This window comes from Brevibacterium sp. FME37, from assembly GCF_014897485.1.
In the GTDB taxonomy this organism is placed as follows: domain Bacteria; phylum Actinomycetota; class Actinomycetes; order Actinomycetales; family Brevibacteriaceae; genus Brevibacterium.
On the sequence record NZ_JABUYE010000003.1, the window covers coordinates 117,426 to 132,585 of the forward strand.

Consider the following 15,160-nt stretch of genomic DNA (forward strand, 5'->3'; position numbering starts at 1 on the left):
CTCAGGCCGTACCGAACATCACCTTCCGCCCATCGGGGTCCTGAACGGTGACGACGACCTCATCGACATCGATCAGCGGCGCCCCCACGCTCTCGACATCGGCGAGGAACGCCTCCTGATCCTCAATCCGGAAGTACAGGTGAGTGAGGTTCGACTCGCTGTTCGGCGGAAAACTGTAGTCCGCGAAGCCATGTGCGTCGTGGAGGGCGACCTGAACTCCCTCGACCTCAAGTACGAAGTACGTGTACTCGTCATTGCCCTCTTCCTCCAGCGGCACACCAGCCAGGTCTCGATAGAACGCCGCGGTCTTCGCGCTGTCCTGACATGTCAGAAAGACTCCCCTGAACCGTGCAGTCATGATCGGGCTCCTTTGCCGCTTGGGTTATCCAAGTGTCCTGTCTTGCCAAGCGACGGTCAAGGTCCACTCAGCCGGCGGCAACGTCAACCTGTTAGCCTGACGGGCTGATGCCGAAAGCAGGAGTGAGTGTGCAGAAGAGCAAATGGTTATTGGGCCTCGTCGTCGCGACAGCAGTGGGATCACTGGCAGCCTGCGGCTCCCCCGAGGAAGAGCCGAAAGCCCAAGAGACATCCGCCTCGGCGAAGCAGGAGGCCGGAAGCGACGCGTCCGGACAAGGACAAGACCAGGGACAAGAAGGCAAGCCGGACACCAAGGGCATCCCTGACGTCGTCGCCGAGGTCAATGGTGAGAAGATCACCAAAAAGGACTTCGTCCCCCTCTATGAGACCCAGTACCAGCAGATGCAGATGCAGTCGCAGCAGTCGGGTCAGCAGGTCGATGAGAAGCAGCTCAAGACGCAGACGGCTGAGAACCTGGTGAGCACCGAGCTGCTCAGCCAGGAAGCCGACAAGCGCGGCATCAAGGTCTCGGACAAGGACGTCGACAAAGGGCTCGAAGAATCCGCCAAGTCCAGCCAGATGAGCAAGAAGGACTTCCTCGCCGCCATGAAGAAGCAGGGCATGGACGAGAAGAAGGTCCATTCCGAGCTGAAGACCCAGCTGTCCATCGAAGGCCTCATCAAGGATGAGTACGGCGAGTTCAAGGCCAGCGGCGAAGAGATCGGCCAGGCCTATGAGCAGGCGAAGAGCCAGCAGGAGCAGATGGCCCAGCAGGGCGGCCAGCAGGCTCAGGAAGTCCCACCGCTTGAGGAGATGCGTCCGCAGCTCGAGGAGCAGGTGAAGAGCCAGAAGTCGACCGAGGCGACTCAGAAGTACGCGAAGAAGCTTCGCAAGCAGGGCGACGTCAAGGTCAACCTCTGATCCGCACGATCACCGATTTCGGCTGAATAGACTCGGGCGCACCGGCCCGAGTCTCATTCTTGGGGAATTTCGGAGTGTTCCTCGCCAAATCCCTGCGTGCGCTCTAATGTGTAGGGGAACAGAAGCGTGTTATCGAGACACGTTCGTCCTCACAGCACGTGCGACCAATGATGGTCGCACGCAGAGCACACCAATCTAAGGATTCCTGCATGGCTTCCGTCCTCACGCGGTCAGCGATCGTCGCGCCGAAGAACTTCAACCGATGGCTGATCCCGCCTGCCGCTCTGGCGATCCATCTGTGCATCGGCCAGGTCTACGCGTTCAGCGTGTTCAAGATCCCCTTCATGTCGCACTTCGACGCCGGTGAGGTCTCCATCGGCTGGATCTTCTCCATCGCGATCCTCATGCTCGGCATCTCCTCGGCCGTCTTCGGCCCGTGGGTGGAGAAGAACGGCCCCCGCGCATCGATGGTCGCCGCAGGCACCTGCTGGGTCGTCGGATTCTTCATCGCGTCGATGGGGATTCTGACCGGTCAGCTGTGGCTCGTCTACCTCGGCTACGGCGTGATCGGCGGCATCGGTCTGGGCATCGGCTACATCTCGCCGGTCTCGACGCTGATGAAGTGGTTCCCCGACCGCCCAGGTCTGGCCACCGGCCTGGCCATCATGGGCTTCGGCGGCGGCGCACTCATCGCCAGCCCCATGTCGAATCAGCTGATGAGCATGTACGGCGGCGGCACGGAACCGGAGAACCTGGTCGCAGGCCTGACCCCGACCTTCATCACCCTCGGCATCGTCTACGCCGTGGTCATCGCCGCCGGTGCCTTCGTCATCCGAGTCCCTCACCCCGAGTGGTCGCCGAAGGGCTTCGATCCTGCCAAGGCGACGACCAAGCCCATGCAGACCAAGGGCAACGTCTCCGTTCGCAATGCGATCCGCACCCCGCAGTTCTGGTTCCTGTGGGTGGTCCTCTTCCTCAACGTCACCGCCGGCATCGGCATCCTCGAGAATGCCGCGCCGATGATCCAGGCCTACTTCGGCATCACCGCCGCGGCCGCAGCAGGATTCGTCGGTCTCCTCTCGATCGGCAACATGGGCGGTCGCTTCATCTGGTCGACGACCTCGGACTACCTGGGCCGGAAGAACAACTACATGATGTACCTCGGCCTCGGGCTGCTGCTCTACCTGATCGTCGCGCTCTTCGGTGGCAGCTCCATCGTCCTGTTCATCCTTGCGACGCTGGTCATCATCTCGTTCTACGGCGGTGGCTTTTCAACAATTCCCGCCTACCTCAAGGACCTGTTCGGGGTCTATCAGGTCGGCGCGATCCACGGCGCCCTCCTCACCGCATGGTCTGCGGCAGGCGTGGCCGGCCCCCTCATCGTCAACTCCGTCGTCGAGGCCGGAGAGAAGGCCGGCAAGACAGGGCCCGAGCTCTACACGCCGGGCATGTACATCATGGTCGGCGCGCTGGCCATCGGCTTCATCGCCAACATCCTCGTCCGTCCGGTCAAGGAGAAATTCTTCGAACGCGAAGAGGACGTCAAGGCCAAACAGGCCGCCGCCCTCGAAGGCGACAACTGAAAGGCTGGGAGGAAGACCATGAGCGAATCCACACCCACTGCACACGTCCCGCTCGAGGGCTCACCGCAGTCACCCGTCGGCAGTACATACAAGGCGGTCGGTTCGACCCTGACGGTCGTCGTGGTCGGCGGTCTCCTCTGGGGCCTGGCGCTGACCGTGATCAAGGCCGTGGCAATCTTCACCGGCTGAGAACCACCCGCACCCTCCCCGAGGCGGCCCTCCGATTCATTGCCCGCTGGTCCGGGCACGTAGGATCGTTCCATGCCGAATGACGAGAACTCCGCACCACACCAGAGCTCTCACGGCGGATCTCGAGTGCCCTGGGGATCGATTCTGCGCAATGTGGCATTGGCCCTGGCCGTGCTCGCGGGACTGTGGCTGGTGTTCAATGTGCACCTGCCCTCACTCGACGGAATCCAGAAGCAGATCGCCGACGCCGGTTTCTGGGGCTTCGGCATCTTCATTCTGCTCTACGCGGTCGTCGCGGCCACACCGATCCCCGTCACCATCATGGCCGTGGCAGGCGGCCTGGCGTTCGGCCTCGTATTCGGCACAATCCTGTCGATGATCGGTGTCCTGGCCGGCTGTTTCGGAGGCTATTGGATCTCCCGCGGCCTGGGACGAGAAACCGTGATGAGGCTGCTGGGCAATCACGCCGAGGCCGTCGAATCACGTCTGACAAACGGCGGTTTCTACGCGGTGTGCATGCTTCGCCTAATGCCCGGCTTCCCCTACTGGCCGGTGAACTACGGCAGCGGAGCGCTGGGCATCAGGAGCCGCACGTTCCTCATCGCCACCATCGTCTCAGCGCTGCCGGGCCAGCTGTCCCTTGTCGCCGTCGGCGCATTCATCGGGAACCCCGGTGTCTTCACCGGCACTGCCGTCGCCATTTCGTGGGCACTGGTCATCGTGCTCACGATCCTCACCTTCCGCCGCTGGAAGTCGGAGCAGAAGGGCTCGACGGAGCAGAAGGACTCGACGTCCAAGTCAGCGCAACCTGAGCAGTCACAGCAGGCTGAGCAGTCAGAGCCGGGGAAACAGGCTGAGCCGACGGACCGGACTGACACAGGCGAAGACGCCTCGAACAGCTGAGCTTATGGCACAGCTCAGCCGCTCAACGCCGGCCTTGGGTCACCCGAAATTCGGTGCCCGACGCTCCTGGAAGGCCTTGAATCCTTCTGCATAGTCCGGGGTCTGACGAGCGGTCTCTTGGAGGTTGGCCTCTTCGGCAAACACCTGCGCCAGAGTCGGGCGCTCATCGGCGATCTTCTGCACGAAGCCCTTTTCCATCGCGAAGGCCTCAGCCGGACCACTCACGATCTTCGCCAGCTTCGCTTCGACGAACTCACTCAGTTCCTCGGCTGGAACCGCGCGGGACACGACGCCCGCGGCTGCAGCCTCGGCGCCGGTCATGAAATCACCGGTGATGATGAGGTCCATCGTCCGGTGATACCCCACGCGGTCGAGGAACACATGGTGGGCGCCCGAGTCGAGCATCGCGCCGATCGCGGCGAAGGGCGAACCGAACTTAGCGTTGTCGGCTGCGATGATGATGTCCGCAGCCGCCGCGACCCCGAAGCCCAGCCCCAGCGCCGCACCCTGGACCTGCGAGATCACGGGGATCGGCAGCGCACGGATCGCCTGGAAGACGGGGGTGAAGATCTCGGCGAGGAACGCGTGCGCGTCATCTGTTTCGACGTCGACGGCCGAGATGTCGCGACCTGAGCTGAAGACCTTGCCCTCTCCCCTGATCAGGAGCGCGCGAACGCTCGGGATCGCTTCGGCGACCTTGGACACTGCCGCCGCGAGGTCGCGGAGGTTGTCAGCATCCAAGGCGTTGCGGGATTCGGCTCCGTCGAGGACGATCTCGGCGATGTTTCCCCGGTTGGACAGTCGGATCTCGGTCACGTGTGCTCCTTCGCAGATGACAATGGTGCAGATGAAAACGGCAGGCAGGCTTGGTGCCTAGCTGGTCACCAAGTATAGAATCCCTGGCCGGACTTTCGGCCCAGCTCACCTGCTGCGACCTTGTCCTTGAGCAGCTGTGGCGGTGCAAACCTGGGTCCCAGCTCCGCTTCGAGATGCTCGGCGATGCCGAGGCGGATGTCGAGACCGACGATGTCCGTGGTCTTCAGCGGCCCCGCCGGGTGGCGGTAGCCCAGGGTCATCGCGTTGTCGATGTCCTCGGCACTCGCGACTCCTTCCTCGACCATCCGCACCGCTTCGAGAGCCAGAGCCACGCCGAGGCGGCTGGAGGCGAATCCGGGCGAATCCTTGACCGTGATCGCCGTCTTCCCCAGCCCCTCGACCCATGACTTTGCGACGTCGACGAGTTCCGGCCGGGTGTGGGTGCCGACGACGACCTCGACGAGGTCGGACACGGGGACGGGATTGAAGAAGTGCAGTCCGATGAGCGCCTGGGGCCGTGGCAGGCCGGCGGCGAGCTCGTCGATGGACAAAGCGCTCGTGTTCGTGGCGATGCTCGCGGCGGGCGCGTGCTTCGCGATGGCGGCCAGGATCTCCTGCTTGAGTTCGACGATCTCCGGGACCGCTTCGACGACGAGCAGTGCCTGATCGAGCAGTGTGGGATCTCGTACGACCTCGACGCTGCCCTTGACCTCGAGGCCCTTGGACTTCGATTTCTCGATCGAGGCGTCGACGCGTTCCTTTGCTGCGGCCACGGTCTCATCGGTGTTCTCGATGATGATGACGCGAGACCCAGCGGTGGCGAATGCGTGGGCGATGCCTGCACCCATTCGGCCGCCGCCGTAGACGCCGACGGTCTCTGGAACCTGGGCGGAGTTTTTCACCTCCGGGGTGTGCACGGCGTCAGGTTCGTGTGCAGCCTCAGTCTGCTGCGGCGTCTGCTCGCTCATTCGGTGGTGCCTTCCTGATCGGTGCGCGGTCCTGCCTGATCGGTGCGCGGTCCTGCCTGTTCGTCCATGGCCTGGGTCGCCACGGCTTCGGCCTTCTTCCGCTTCTTCGCTTCCCGTTTGGCCAGGAATGCATCCATGCGGGTGTACTTCTCTTCGGTTTCGAACAGCACGGCCTGGGCCAGATTGTCGATGAGCGGGTGCGCTTCGCGTGGAGCATGGAACGCCGACTTCGAGAGCCGCACTGCCAGCGGTGCGAAGCTCGCGATCCGATCGGCAAGAGCCTGACCCGCGAGTTCGAGGTCTTCGGGGTCGACGACGTCGTTGAGCAGTCCGATCGATTTGGCTTCATCGGCCTGCAGCGTGCGCCCGGCCAGCAGAATCTCCTTGGCCCGAGGCTCGCCCACAAGTTCGCGCAGACGCCACGCAGCGCCGGCCGCGGCGAGGATGCCGAGTCCGGTCTCGGGGTTGCCGATCTTCGTCGTGGGTGTCCCGATCCGGAAGTCACAGGCGAAGGCGAGTTCCGCACCGCCGCCCAGAGCGAAGCCCTCGACGAGAGCGATGACGGGCATCGGCAGTTCCTGAATCCGAGTGAAGACCTTCGAGTTGATGCCGGCCAGTGCCTCTTGGCGGCCGCGATTTCTCAGCTGCCCGATATCGGCCCCTGCGGCGAAGACGCCGTTCGAGCCGGTGAGGATGGCGACCTTCGGCTCGACCTCAAGCTCGGCGCACACCTCATGGAGGGCATCGACCATGTCCTGGTCGATGGCGTTGCGCACCTCTGGCCGGCTGAGTCGGATGATGACGCGATCCGGGAGGCGTTCGACGACAAGCGGGGAATTCCCGCCGCCGGCACCGCTGGCCGGGTCGGTCGCTGCGCCCCCGCCGCCGGCGCTCATACTCGCTCCAACAGGAGTGCCGAGCCCTGGCCGACACCGACGCACATCGTCGCCAGTCCGCGCTTGGCATCGGCCTGTTCGAGACGGTTGAGCAGGGTCAGGGTGATGCGTGCGCCCGAGCAGCCCAGGGGGTGGCCCAGCGCGATCGCTCCGCCGAAGCCGTTGACCGTCTCCGGATCAAGCCCCAGATCGCCCATGCAGGCCAGGGACTGGGAGGCGAAGGCCTCGTTGAGTTCGACGGCCTCGAGCTGGTCGACGTTCCAGCCCACACGGTCAAGGACCTTGCGGGTGGCCGGGACGGGTCCGATGCCCATGATCTCCGGGGAGACACCAGCACTGGCACCGCTGACTACGCGTGCCCTGGGGCTCAGACCGTGCTTCTGGGCATAGCGTTCGCTGACGAGGATCGTGACGGCGGCACCGTCGTTGAGCGAGGAGGAGTTGCCGGCGGTGATGACTCCCCCGGGTCCGTGGATCGCCCGCAGCTTCGCGAGCTTCTCCGGGGTAGTGTCCGCACGTGGTCCCTCATCGGCGCTGATATCGCCGATGGGCAGGATCTCGGGATCGAACTTGCCTGCCTCCTGGGCGGCCAGCGCCTTCTGGTGGGAGGCGTAGGCGAAGGCATCGAGCTCTTCGCGGCCCAGTTTCCACTGCTCGGCCACACGTTCAGCGGTCTGGGGCATCGACAGGGTGGTGTCCTCGCCGAAGGCGGGGTTGGTGAAGCGCCAACCGATCGAGGTGTCCCAGGACCTGCCCGGCTTCGACCAGGCCCGCTGAGGCTTTTCGGTCACCCATGGGGCACGGGTCATCGATTCGACGCCACCGGCCACGACCACATCGGCGTCGCCGGATGCGATCATCTGCCGGGCCGTCGTGATCGCGGTCAGTCCTGAGGCGCAGAGGCGGTTGACGGTGAAGCCGGGCACGGATTCGGGCAGACCGGCCAGCAGCACGGCCATGCGGGCGACGTTGCGGTTGTCCTCTCCGGCCTGGTTCGCCGAGCCGAGGATCACCTCGTCGATGTCGGTCGGGTCGACGCCTGACCGCTCGACAACGGCTTTGAGCGTGGCCGCAACCAGATCATCGGGTCGCTGATCAGCGAGTACTCCGCCGTAGCGGCCGATGGGTGTGCGCAGTCCGTCCAGGATGAATGCCTCGGGCATGGGTCTCCTCAGGTGTGGTGTGTGGTGGCGCGTCGATGATCCTCAAGCCTAATCTCGAACAGAGATCGACGCTTGAGGATCCCAGCGATCACGAGTCGTAGTCGACCGTGACCTCGGCGCTGACGGGGAAAGTCTGGCAGGTGAGGACGAAGTTCGCCTCCACCTCGGCGTCTTCGAGGGCATAGTTGCGCACCATGTCGACCTCGCCGCCGCAGATCTTGGCGCGGCAGGTTCCGCAGACTCCGCCCTTGCAGGCGAAAGGCAGATCCGAACGCGATTCCTGTGCGGAGTCGAGGATCGTCTTGCCCTGCGACATCGCCGAGGTGGTCCGTCGTCCGTCGAGGACGATCGTGACGTCACTGGTGGCACCCTCGACGATCTTGTCCGCGTGGACGACCTCTGGTGGCGGTTCGTCGACGTAGAAGAGTTCGAAGTGGATCTTGTCCTTGGGCACACCGAACTCGGCGAGCACCGCGCGGGCGTCGCTGAGCATGCCGAAGGGCCCGCACAGCCACACGTGGTCCATATCGCCGATGGGCACCAGGTTCGTCAGGAGTTGGCGCAGCTTCTCCTCGTCGAGGCGACCGGAGAAGAGATCGACTTCCCGGGGCTCGCGGGACAGGACGTGGATGAGGTCGAGCTGCTGGTTGCGGGAGTCCTTGAGGTCGGCGAGCTCCTCGGCGAACATCACGGTGTTCGTGTTCCGGTTGCCGTAGAGCATCGTGACCGAGGCGGCGGGGTTCGACAGAACGGTCGTGGCGATCGAGAGCATCGGGGTGATGCCCGAGCCTGCGGCGATGCACAGGTGCCGGCCGCCGAGCTCAGGGTCGGCCTGGAAACTTCCGCTGGGTGGCTGAACCTCGATGGTCTCACCAGGGCGAACGTCACGGACGAGCCAATTGGAGAAGAGTCCGTCGGGGATCTCGCGGACGCCGATGCGCGGATTCGTTCCGGCCGGTGCGCAGATGGAGTAGGAGCGGCGGTGTTCTGCTCCGTCGATCATCCGGCGCAGAGTCAGGGACTGCCCTGCGGCGAAGTCGAAGATCTCAGCGTATTCGTCCGGGACGTCGAAGGTCACTGCCGCTGAGTCGTCGGTGAGGTGGTCGACGGACTTCACGGTCAGCGGGTAGAAGCTCGATCGGGAGGCGCCTTCGCCCTTGACGGCCGGGTCGGTCGGCTGGGTCGTGGAAGCCACCTCGGCGCTCTGATTGATCGTTTCGGTCATCTCAGATCTCCTTCACATGTTCGAACGGTTCGAGGCAGTCGTTGCACTGGTACATCGCCTTGCACGCGGTCGGCCCGAACTCCGAGGACAGCTTCACATTCGCCGACCCGCACAAGGTGCAGACCAGGGCCCGCTTCGTGGGCATCAGGGTCAGAGCCACCGGCCCCGTATGCCGAGGCGCCTGCCCGGGTGGGGAGATTCCGGCACCCTTGAGTGCTTTCCGCCCTTCCTCGGTGATCCAGTCACTCGTCCAGGCCGGCGTCAGGGACACCCGCACCTCGGCGTCGGGGAAGCCCGCGTCCTGGAGTTCGCGCTGCAGATCATCGCGCATCGTCGCCATCGCCGGGCAGCCCGAGTAGGTAGGGGTGATGGTCGTGACGACGCGTCCGTCTTCGATCGCGACGTCACGGAGCACGCCGAGGTCGACGAGCGTGAGCATCGGCATCTCCGGGTCCGTGACGCGAGCCGCGGCTATGCGGGCACGATCGAGCGCCTCGGCGTCGGTGCCGTTCGACCGGGCGGAAGTGTGCTCACGGTCTCCGTGGACGGTGGAAGCGTGGGGCTGAAGTGTTGCGGTCACCATTGTCCTTTCGGGTATTGGCGAGCGACTACCTGCATGTCGGCGAGCATCTTCGAGAGTGCTTCGGTGTGCAGTCCGTCGCGGCCCTTCTGTCCTCGGACACCGGCCAGAGCGCCGCGTTCGGGGCGCTCGATTCCGGCTGCCGCGAAGACCTGGTCGAGGATGACTCCTGCCTCATCGGCCACCTCGGCGGGATCGACTCCGATGCCTGCCGCCGCCACCGAGGCTTCGACCGGGTGGGTTTCGAAGAGTTCGTCCCACAGCGGCCAGAGTCCTTCGAGTGCGGTGAGCAGGCGAGACTTCGACTCCTCGGTGCCGCGGGCCAGGGTGAGGACCCAGCGACCAGCGAAGTCACGGTGATAGGACATCTCCTTGACACCCTTGACCGCAATGGCCGAAAGCACGGTGTCTCGGCTGGACTGGAGGCGTTCGAAGATCGCCAGGCGCCAGGTGGAGTAGATGAGGATCTTCGCGACCGCCTCGGCGAAGTCACCGTTGGGCACCTCGGCAAGACGGACGTTGCGGAACGCCAGATCCTCGCGGAAGAACGCGAGACGGTCCTCATCGGGAACCGGTGAGCCCTCGGGCAGCTCGGGCACCAGACTCGGATCAGCGGCAGCCGTGCGGGCGAGCAGCAACCGGGACTGGCCCAGCAGGTCCAGGGCGATGTTGGCCAACGCGATGTCCTCTTCGAGGTCAGGCGCATTGGAGCACCACTCGGAGATCCGCTGGGAGAAGATCAGCGCGTCGTCGCCGAGCATCTGGCAGTAGACCGCGAGATCCTGAGCATTGACGCCCTCGGGAACGGTCGTGTCGACTCCGGCCAGTGGGTCCTCGAAGTCGGTGCCGAAGGCCCAGTGCTCGTCATTGATGAGCAGGCCGGAGTAGGCGTTCTCGTGGTCGCCGTGCTCGATGTTGGCTCCGGCTTCGTCGTGGTCGACGTGGATGGAAGGTTCGTTCGTCATGATCGCCGTCTCCTCACATGTGGGGGACATCGTCGGGGATGTCGTAGAAGGTGGGGTGGCGGTAGACCTTGTCGCCGGCAGGGGCGAACATGGGGTCCTTCTCGTCGGGGCTGGAGGCCGTGATCGACGAGGAGCGTACGACCCACAGGCTCACGCCTTCATTGCGGCGGGTGTAGACATCGCGGGCGTGACGCAGGGCCATCTGGTCATCGGGGGCGTGCAACGATCCGACGTGGACATGGTTGAGTCCGCGCTTGCCGCGCACGAAGACCTCGTAGAGGGGCCATTCGCCGCGGACGCTCGGGGTGCGGGTCTCTGCGGATCCGGCGCCGGTGCCCGGTGTGGTCTCTGCGCTCATTTGGCGGCCTCCTCGGCGGTGGTGTCAGCTGTGTCGGCTGTCGGCGTTTCGGGCGAATCGGTGGGAGCGGAGTCCACGGCGGAGTTCTCGGCGAAGGCCAGTGCTGCGTCGCGGACCCAGGCCCCCTCGTCCCAGGCACGCTTGCGGTGGGCAACGCGCTGATCATTGCAGGGACCATTGCCCTTGACGACGGACCAGAACTCGTCCCAGTCCGGGGTCGAGAAGTCGTAGTGGCCGCGTTCTTCGTTCCACTTCAGTCCCTCGTCGGGGAAGGTCACGCCCAGGGCCTCGGCCTGCGGGACGGACATGTCGACGAACTTCTGACGCAGCTCATCGTTGGTGTGGGTCTTGATGCCCCATTCCATCGACTGTTCGGTGTTCGGCGAGTCGTCATCGGGTGGGCCGAACATCATAAGTGCCGGCCACCAGAAGCGGTTGACCGACTCCTGAACCGAGGCCCGCTGCTCATCGGTGCCGCGCATCATCGTCATCAGCAGCTCGTAGCCCTGACGCTGGTGGAAGGATTCTTCCTTGCAGACGCGGATCATGGCGCGACCATAAGGACCGAAGGAGGTCCGACACAGGGGCACCTGGTTGACGATCGCGGCACCATCGACGAGCCAGCCGATCGTGCCGACGTCGGTGTAGGCCAGCGTCGGGTAGTTGAAGATCGAGGAGTACTTCTGCTTGCCGGCGATGAGCTTCTCGGTGAGCTCATCGCGGGAGGCGCCCAGGGTCTCAGCGGCCGAGTAGAGGTAGAGGCCGTGACCGGCTTCGTCCTGGACCTTGGCCAGCAGGATCGCCTTGCGACGCAGTGAGGGCGCACGGGAGATCCAGTTGCCTTCGGGCTGCATGCCGATGATCTCCGAATGAGCGTGCTGAGCAACCTGCCTCACGACGGTCTTGCGATACTTCTCCGGCATCCAGTCGCGCGGTTCGATTCGGTCCTTGGCTCCGATCGTCGCGGCGAACTGTGCCTCGAGTTCTGATTCGTTGATTTGCGTCGTCATGACCACTCCACCCTTGGATGCGCCCTTCCTGGCGGTGCGCTGTTTCAAATTCTGCACCGCTGAGGACTGTGCGTTCGGGTCGACCATCGTACGACCGTCGACCCGGGACAACCATTTACTGACCGTTTGTTCTGTATTGTTCACTATCAGTGTGGCACACCCCACGCCGAGGTGCAACGCCGGAGCACCAGGTCGTCTCCGGGCCGCGGATGACCCATCGGCACTCGGGTCGCGCGTCGAGACTCGCCTCGCAGCGGCCTCACCGAGAACCGCACGCTGCCCCGAGACACTCCCGTGCGCCCCCGAGTCTCGGTGCAACGCGCGGTCCGCGGCGAGGCTAGACTGACCTGCCACCACCGGGCCGCAGGCGACGCGATACCGTGGTCCGACTTGACAGCGACGCCGATCACAACCATATTTATTGACCAGATGGTCGTTTATTCTTCGAAGGTGCCGCGACCGGGAGCTTCGGGCTGCTGACAGCCATCGTCCACATGCGCTCACCACTGCCCGGCAAGTGATCGCCACAGCAATCAGCGACTCGAAGAGGAGCCTGACATGGGAGAGCCCAGTCCCGAGGCAACGACAACCGCTCGCACGGCGGCGTCTGCGGACAGCGCGAACGGCGAACCGGGCACGGACAGCGAACCGCTGACCGGCGCCGCGGCTATGTTCGCCAATGACCGCGCCTCTCAGCACCTGGGCATCACGGTCGACGATCACGGCCCCGGCTGGGCACGGTGCTCGATGACGATCACCGAGATCATGGCCAACGGGCACGACATCACCCACGGCGGCTATATCTTCCTCTTCGCCGACACCACCTTCGCGATGGCCTGCAACTATCCCGGCTCGATCACCGTCGCCTCGGGCGGTGACATCGACTTCCTCAAGCCCACCTACGTCGGCGACGAACTCGTCGCCCGCGGCAAAGAGATCGTCAAACAGGGCCGCTCGGGCATCTACGACATCGAAGTCACTCGCGGAGACGAGATCGTTGCGACCTACCGCGGCCGCTCCCGCACGCTGCCCGCACGAAAGCCCGCGACTTCCTGACACGAGGTCCCACCGCGGCCCTGGTACGGCCCTGAACCGACGCCCCGCCTCGGCGCCCACAAATTACTCAGCACAACAAGCTTCACCAAGGAGACGATGATGACTGCCAATGATCTCGATGCCGGACAGCGCATGAGCCTCGACGAGCTCCGCGCCGATCAGCTCGCCAACCTCAAGTCGAGCGTCACGAAGGTCTACGAGAAGGTGCCGTTCTACAGAAAAGCCTTCGACGACCTCGGCGTGACCCCGGCAGACATCACCAGCCTCGACGACATTTCGAAGCTGCCGTTCACGAATAAGCAGGATCTGCGCGACAACTATCCGTTCGGCATGTTCGCCGTGCCTCGCGAAGAGGTCGCCCGTATCCACGCGTCCTCGGGCACGACCGGCCTGCCGACCGTCGTGGGTTACACGATGAACGACATCGACAAATGGGGCAGCCTCATCGCCCGCTCCATCCTCGGTGCCGGCGGCAAGCGCGGCCAGATGATGCACAATGCCTATGGCTACGGACTGTTCACCGGCGGACTCGGCGTCCATGGCGCCGAGCGACATGGGTTCACCGTCGTCCCGATCTCCGGTGGCCAGACGCAGCGCCAGGTCCAGCTGATCCAGGACTTCAAACCCGAAATCATCACGGCGACCCCGACCTATCTGCTCACGATCCTCGACGAATTCCACCAACAGGGCGTCGACCCCACCACAACGAGCCTGCAGACCGCGATCTGCGGCGCCGAACCGTGGACGGATGAGATGCGCAAGGAGATCGAGAAGTCCTTCAACATCAACGCCGTCGACATCTACGGCCTCTCCGAGGTCATGGGCCCGGGCGTGGCCTGCGAGTCGGTGGAGACCAAGGACGGACCCACGATCTGGGAGGACCACTTCTACCCGGAGATCGTCGATCCCTACACCGGCGAGGTCCTGCCCGACGGTGAGGAAGGCGAACTCGTCTTCACCTCGCTGACGAAGGAGGCCCTGCCGATCATCCGCTACCGCACACACGATCTGGCGAGCCTGCTGCCGGGCACCGCGAACCCGAACTTCCGTCGCATCTCACGCATCACCGGCCGCTCCGATGACCTCATCATCATCCGCGGCGTCAACGTCTACCCGGCCAACGTCGAGTCCGTGCTCTTCGAATTCGCACACCTCAGCCCCCACTTCCAGCTGGTGCTCACTCGCCCCGGCCGGATGGATGAGGTCACCGTCGAGGTCGAGTGCCGTGAAGGCGTCGGAGCCGCGGAAGTCGAAGGTCTGAACAAGCTCGTGGCCGCGCGGATCAAGGAGCGCCTCGGTGTCTCCTCGACCGTATCCGTGCTCAAACCGGGCGAGCTGCCTCGCTCGGTGGGCAAGATCAAGCGCATCATCGACCGCCGTGAGTGCCTCAGATGAGCTCCCCCCTGAGGCGGGCTGCGGTGCCGTACGCGGCAGCCGCGGTCCGGGCTGGTTAGACTGGTGCGCATGCCGAAAACGACTTCACCTGCGCCGACACCCGACCTCGAGTCCGGTGTCGATCCGGCCGTGGACGCAGCGACGAAGTCCACCGACGCCGAGGCGGGCGCATCGGACCAGCCCAAGCGCACCCGTCGTGGACGGCCCGGTTACGACCGGGAGACGCTGATCAACAAGGCCACAGAGGTCTTCGTCTCCCGCGGATACGACGGTACGTCCATGGACACGGTGGCACGTGAGCTCGGCATCACGAAGTCCGCGATCTATCACCATGTGAAGTCGAAGGAAGAGCTGCTGCACCTGGCGATCAACCGCGGCATTCGCGCCCTTGACTCCGCGGTCGAGGCCGAAAGCCAGCGGACGGGGTCGGACGCCCTCACACGTCTGCGCTCCGCCGTCCATGCCAGCGTGGTCATCCTCATCGAATACCACCACTCGGTGACCCTGCTTCTGCGGGTCCGCGGAAATTCGGACATCGAGCGCAGGGCCCTCGAGGCACGACGGAGGATCGACGATAAGATCCGGGTTCTCGTCGCTGCGGCGATCGAGGAGGGCGGGCTGCGTTCGGACTTCACACCCGGTCTGATCACGCGTCTGCTCTTCGGCATGGTCAACTCCATCACCGAGTGGTATCGGCCCAGCTACCCCGCCGCCCCTGAGAAGATCGCCGACGCGGTCACCTCAATGGCCTTCAACGGCCTCGAAGCCTGACAGC

17 protein-coding genes are annotated in these 15,160 nt (G+C 64.5%); 7 read left to right on the forward strand and 10 right to left on the reverse strand.

The genetic code is table 11. From position 1 onward, the window contains the following. Window position 1: 1 nt before the first annotated feature. Window positions 2–358 (reverse strand): VOC family protein, encoded by a 357-nt coding sequence (locus tag INT29_RS04665; RefSeq protein WP_101570088.1) that lies wholly within the window; start codon window positions 356–358, stop codon window positions 2–4. 128 nt (window positions 359–486) lie between these two features. Here INT29_RS04665 and INT29_RS04670 point away from each other — a divergent pair, with 128 nt between their 5' ends. The 4 genes from INT29_RS04670 to INT29_RS04685 all read left to right on the forward strand — a co-directional run bounded on the left by INT29_RS04670 (window position 487) and on the right by INT29_RS04685 (window position 3,953). Then, a complete protein-coding gene (locus tag INT29_RS04670; RefSeq protein WP_257930047.1) occupies window positions 487–1,278 on the forward strand; it encodes a SurA N-terminal domain-containing protein in 792 nt (263 codons plus the stop codon). Between the two features lie 209 nt (window positions 1,279–1,487). Beyond that, complete coding sequence (locus INT29_RS04675) at window positions 1,488–2,861, forward strand: OFA family MFS transporter (RefSeq protein ID WP_101570087.1); 1,374 nt, start codon at window positions 1,488–1,490, stop codon at window positions 2,859–2,861. A gap of 18 nt (window positions 2,862–2,879) precedes the next feature. Beyond that, entirely contained in the window at window positions 2,880–3,050 is a 171-nt protein-coding gene (locus INT29_RS04680) for a hypothetical protein (RefSeq protein ID WP_180958899.1), read from the forward strand. 72 nt (window positions 3,051–3,122) lie between these two features. Continuing rightward, window positions 3,123–3,953: a TVP38/TMEM64 family protein gene (locus INT29_RS04685; protein WP_101570086.1), complete on the forward strand. Its 831-nt coding sequence runs from the start codon at window positions 3,123–3,125 to the stop codon at window positions 3,951–3,953. Window positions 3,954–3,992: 39 nt separating this feature from the next. Here the strand turns inward: INT29_RS04685 and INT29_RS04690 are convergent, their stop codons facing one another. The 9 genes from INT29_RS04690 to paaA form a co-directional block, all read right to left on the reverse strand. Next, the gene (locus INT29_RS04690; protein ID WP_101570085.1) at window positions 3,993–4,769 is read right to left on the reverse strand and encodes an enoyl-CoA hydratase/isomerase family protein; all 777 of its coding nucleotides are present in this window, start codon (window positions 4,767–4,769) and stop codon (window positions 3,993–3,995) included. 65 nt (window positions 4,770–4,834) lie between these two features. Then, entirely contained in the window at window positions 4,835–5,737 is a 903-nt protein-coding gene (locus tag INT29_RS04695) for a 3-hydroxyacyl-CoA dehydrogenase family protein (RefSeq protein WP_101570084.1), read from the reverse strand. Then, window positions 5,734–6,633: an enoyl-CoA hydratase/isomerase family protein gene (locus tag INT29_RS04700; RefSeq protein WP_226841626.1), complete on the reverse strand. Its 900-nt coding sequence runs from the start codon at window positions 6,631–6,633 to the stop codon at window positions 5,734–5,736. The genes INT29_RS04695 and INT29_RS04700 overlap by 4 nt, the downstream gene beginning before the upstream one ends. Beyond that, window positions 6,630–7,796, reverse strand: coding sequence for a thiolase family protein (locus INT29_RS04705; RefSeq protein WP_101570083.1), 1,167 nt, complete (start codon window positions 7,794–7,796; stop codon window positions 6,630–6,632). Before INT29_RS04705 ends, INT29_RS04700 begins: the two co-directional genes overlap by 4 nt. Window positions 7,797–7,884: 88 nt before the next feature. Further along, window positions 7,885–9,021, reverse strand: a complete 1,137-nt coding sequence (gene paaE, locus INT29_RS04710) for a 1,2-phenylacetyl-CoA epoxidase subunit PaaE (RefSeq protein ID WP_219618830.1) — start codon at window positions 9,019–9,021, stop codon at window positions 7,885–7,887. Window position 9,022: 1 nt separating this feature from the next. After that, window positions 9,023–9,604: a 1,2-phenylacetyl-CoA epoxidase subunit PaaD gene (paaD, locus tag INT29_RS04715; protein ID WP_374701011.1), complete on the reverse strand. Its 582-nt coding sequence runs from the start codon at window positions 9,602–9,604 to the stop codon at window positions 9,023–9,025. Beyond that, window positions 9,598–10,566 (reverse strand): 1,2-phenylacetyl-CoA epoxidase subunit PaaC, encoded by a 969-nt coding sequence (paaC, locus tag INT29_RS04720; RefSeq protein ID WP_101570082.1) that lies wholly within the window; start codon window positions 10,564–10,566, stop codon window positions 9,598–9,600. Before paaC ends, paaD begins: the two co-directional genes overlap by 7 nt. A 13-nt stretch (window positions 10,567–10,579) precedes the next feature. Next, window positions 10,580–10,924: a 1,2-phenylacetyl-CoA epoxidase subunit PaaB gene (paaB, locus tag INT29_RS04725; protein ID WP_101570081.1), complete on the reverse strand. Its 345-nt coding sequence runs from the start codon at window positions 10,922–10,924 to the stop codon at window positions 10,580–10,582. Next, the gene (gene paaA, locus INT29_RS04730; protein WP_101570215.1) at window positions 10,921–11,934 is read right to left on the reverse strand and encodes a 1,2-phenylacetyl-CoA epoxidase subunit PaaA; all 1,014 of its coding nucleotides are present in this window, start codon (window positions 11,932–11,934) and stop codon (window positions 10,921–10,923) included. Before paaA ends, paaB begins: the two co-directional genes overlap by 4 nt. Window positions 11,935–12,492: 558 nt before the next feature. Between paaA and paaI the strand changes: the two genes are divergently transcribed. From paaI to INT29_RS04745, 3 genes are all read left to right on the forward strand, one after another. Further along, window positions 12,493–12,990, forward strand: coding sequence for a hydroxyphenylacetyl-CoA thioesterase PaaI (gene paaI / locus INT29_RS04735; protein ID WP_193070880.1), 498 nt, complete (start codon window positions 12,493–12,495; stop codon window positions 12,988–12,990). A gap of 99 nt (window positions 12,991–13,089) precedes the next feature. Then, window positions 13,090–14,385 (forward strand): phenylacetate--CoA ligase PaaK, encoded by a 1,296-nt coding sequence (gene paaK, locus INT29_RS04740; protein WP_193070881.1) that lies wholly within the window; start codon window positions 13,090–13,092, stop codon window positions 14,383–14,385. Between the two features lie 69 nt (window positions 14,386–14,454). Then, window positions 14,455–15,156: a TetR/AcrR family transcriptional regulator gene (locus INT29_RS04745; protein WP_193070882.1), complete on the forward strand. Its 702-nt coding sequence runs from the start codon at window positions 14,455–14,457 to the stop codon at window positions 15,154–15,156. Window positions 15,157–15,160: the final 4 nt, after the last annotated feature.

What these genes read in the sequence shown, in the direction of transcription:
- INT29_RS04665 (WP_101570088.1), bottom strand. Translation starts at nt 358, where the DNA reads ATGACTGCACGGTTCAGGGGAGTCTTTCTGACATGTCAGGACAGCGCG.
- INT29_RS04675 (WP_101570087.1), top strand. Translation starts at nt 1,488, where the DNA reads ATGGCTTCCGTCCTCACGCGGTCAGCGATCGTCGCGCCGAAGAACTTC.
- INT29_RS04680 (WP_180958899.1), top strand. Translation starts at nt 2,880, where the DNA reads ATGAGCGAATCCACACCCACTGCACACGTCCCGCTCGAGGGCTCACCG.
- INT29_RS04685 (WP_101570086.1), top strand. Translation starts at nt 3,123, where the DNA reads ATGCCGAATGACGAGAACTCCGCACCACACCAGAGCTCTCACGGCGGA.
- INT29_RS04695 (WP_101570084.1), bottom strand. Translation starts at nt 5,737, where the DNA reads ATGAGCGAGCAGACGCCGCAGCAGACTGAGGCTGCACACGAACCTGAC.
- INT29_RS04700 (WP_226841626.1), bottom strand. Translation starts at nt 6,633, where the DNA reads ATGAGCGCCGGCGGCGGGGGCGCAGCGACCGACCCGGCCAGCGGTGCC.
- INT29_RS04705 (WP_101570083.1), bottom strand. Translation starts at nt 7,796, where the DNA reads ATGCCCGAGGCATTCATCCTGGACGGACTGCGCACACCCATCGGCCGC.
- paaE (WP_219618830.1), bottom strand. Translation starts at nt 9,021, where the DNA reads ATGACCGAAACGATCAATCAGAGCGCCGAGGTGGCTTCCACGACCCAG.
- paaD (WP_374701011.1), bottom strand. Translation starts at nt 9,604, where the DNA reads ATGGTGACCGCAACACTTCAGCCCCACGCTTCCACCGTCCACGGAGAC.
- paaC (WP_101570082.1), bottom strand. Translation starts at nt 10,566, where the DNA reads ATGACGAACGAACCTTCCATCCACGTCGACCACGACGAAGCCGGAGCC.
- paaB (WP_101570081.1), bottom strand. Translation starts at nt 10,924, where the DNA reads ATGAGCGCAGAGACCACACCGGGCACCGGCGCCGGATCCGCAGAGACC.
- paaA (WP_101570215.1), bottom strand. Translation starts at nt 11,934, where the DNA reads ATGACGACGCAAATCAACGAATCAGAACTCGAGGCACAGTTCGCCGCG.
- paaI (WP_193070880.1), top strand. Translation starts at nt 12,493, where the DNA reads ATGGGAGAGCCCAGTCCCGAGGCAACGACAACCGCTCGCACGGCGGCG.
- paaK (WP_193070881.1), top strand. Translation starts at nt 13,090, where the DNA reads ATGACTGCCAATGATCTCGATGCCGGACAGCGCATGAGCCTCGACGAG.
- INT29_RS04745 (WP_193070882.1), top strand. Translation starts at nt 14,455, where the DNA reads ATGCCGAAAACGACTTCACCTGCGCCGACACCCGACCTCGAGTCCGGT.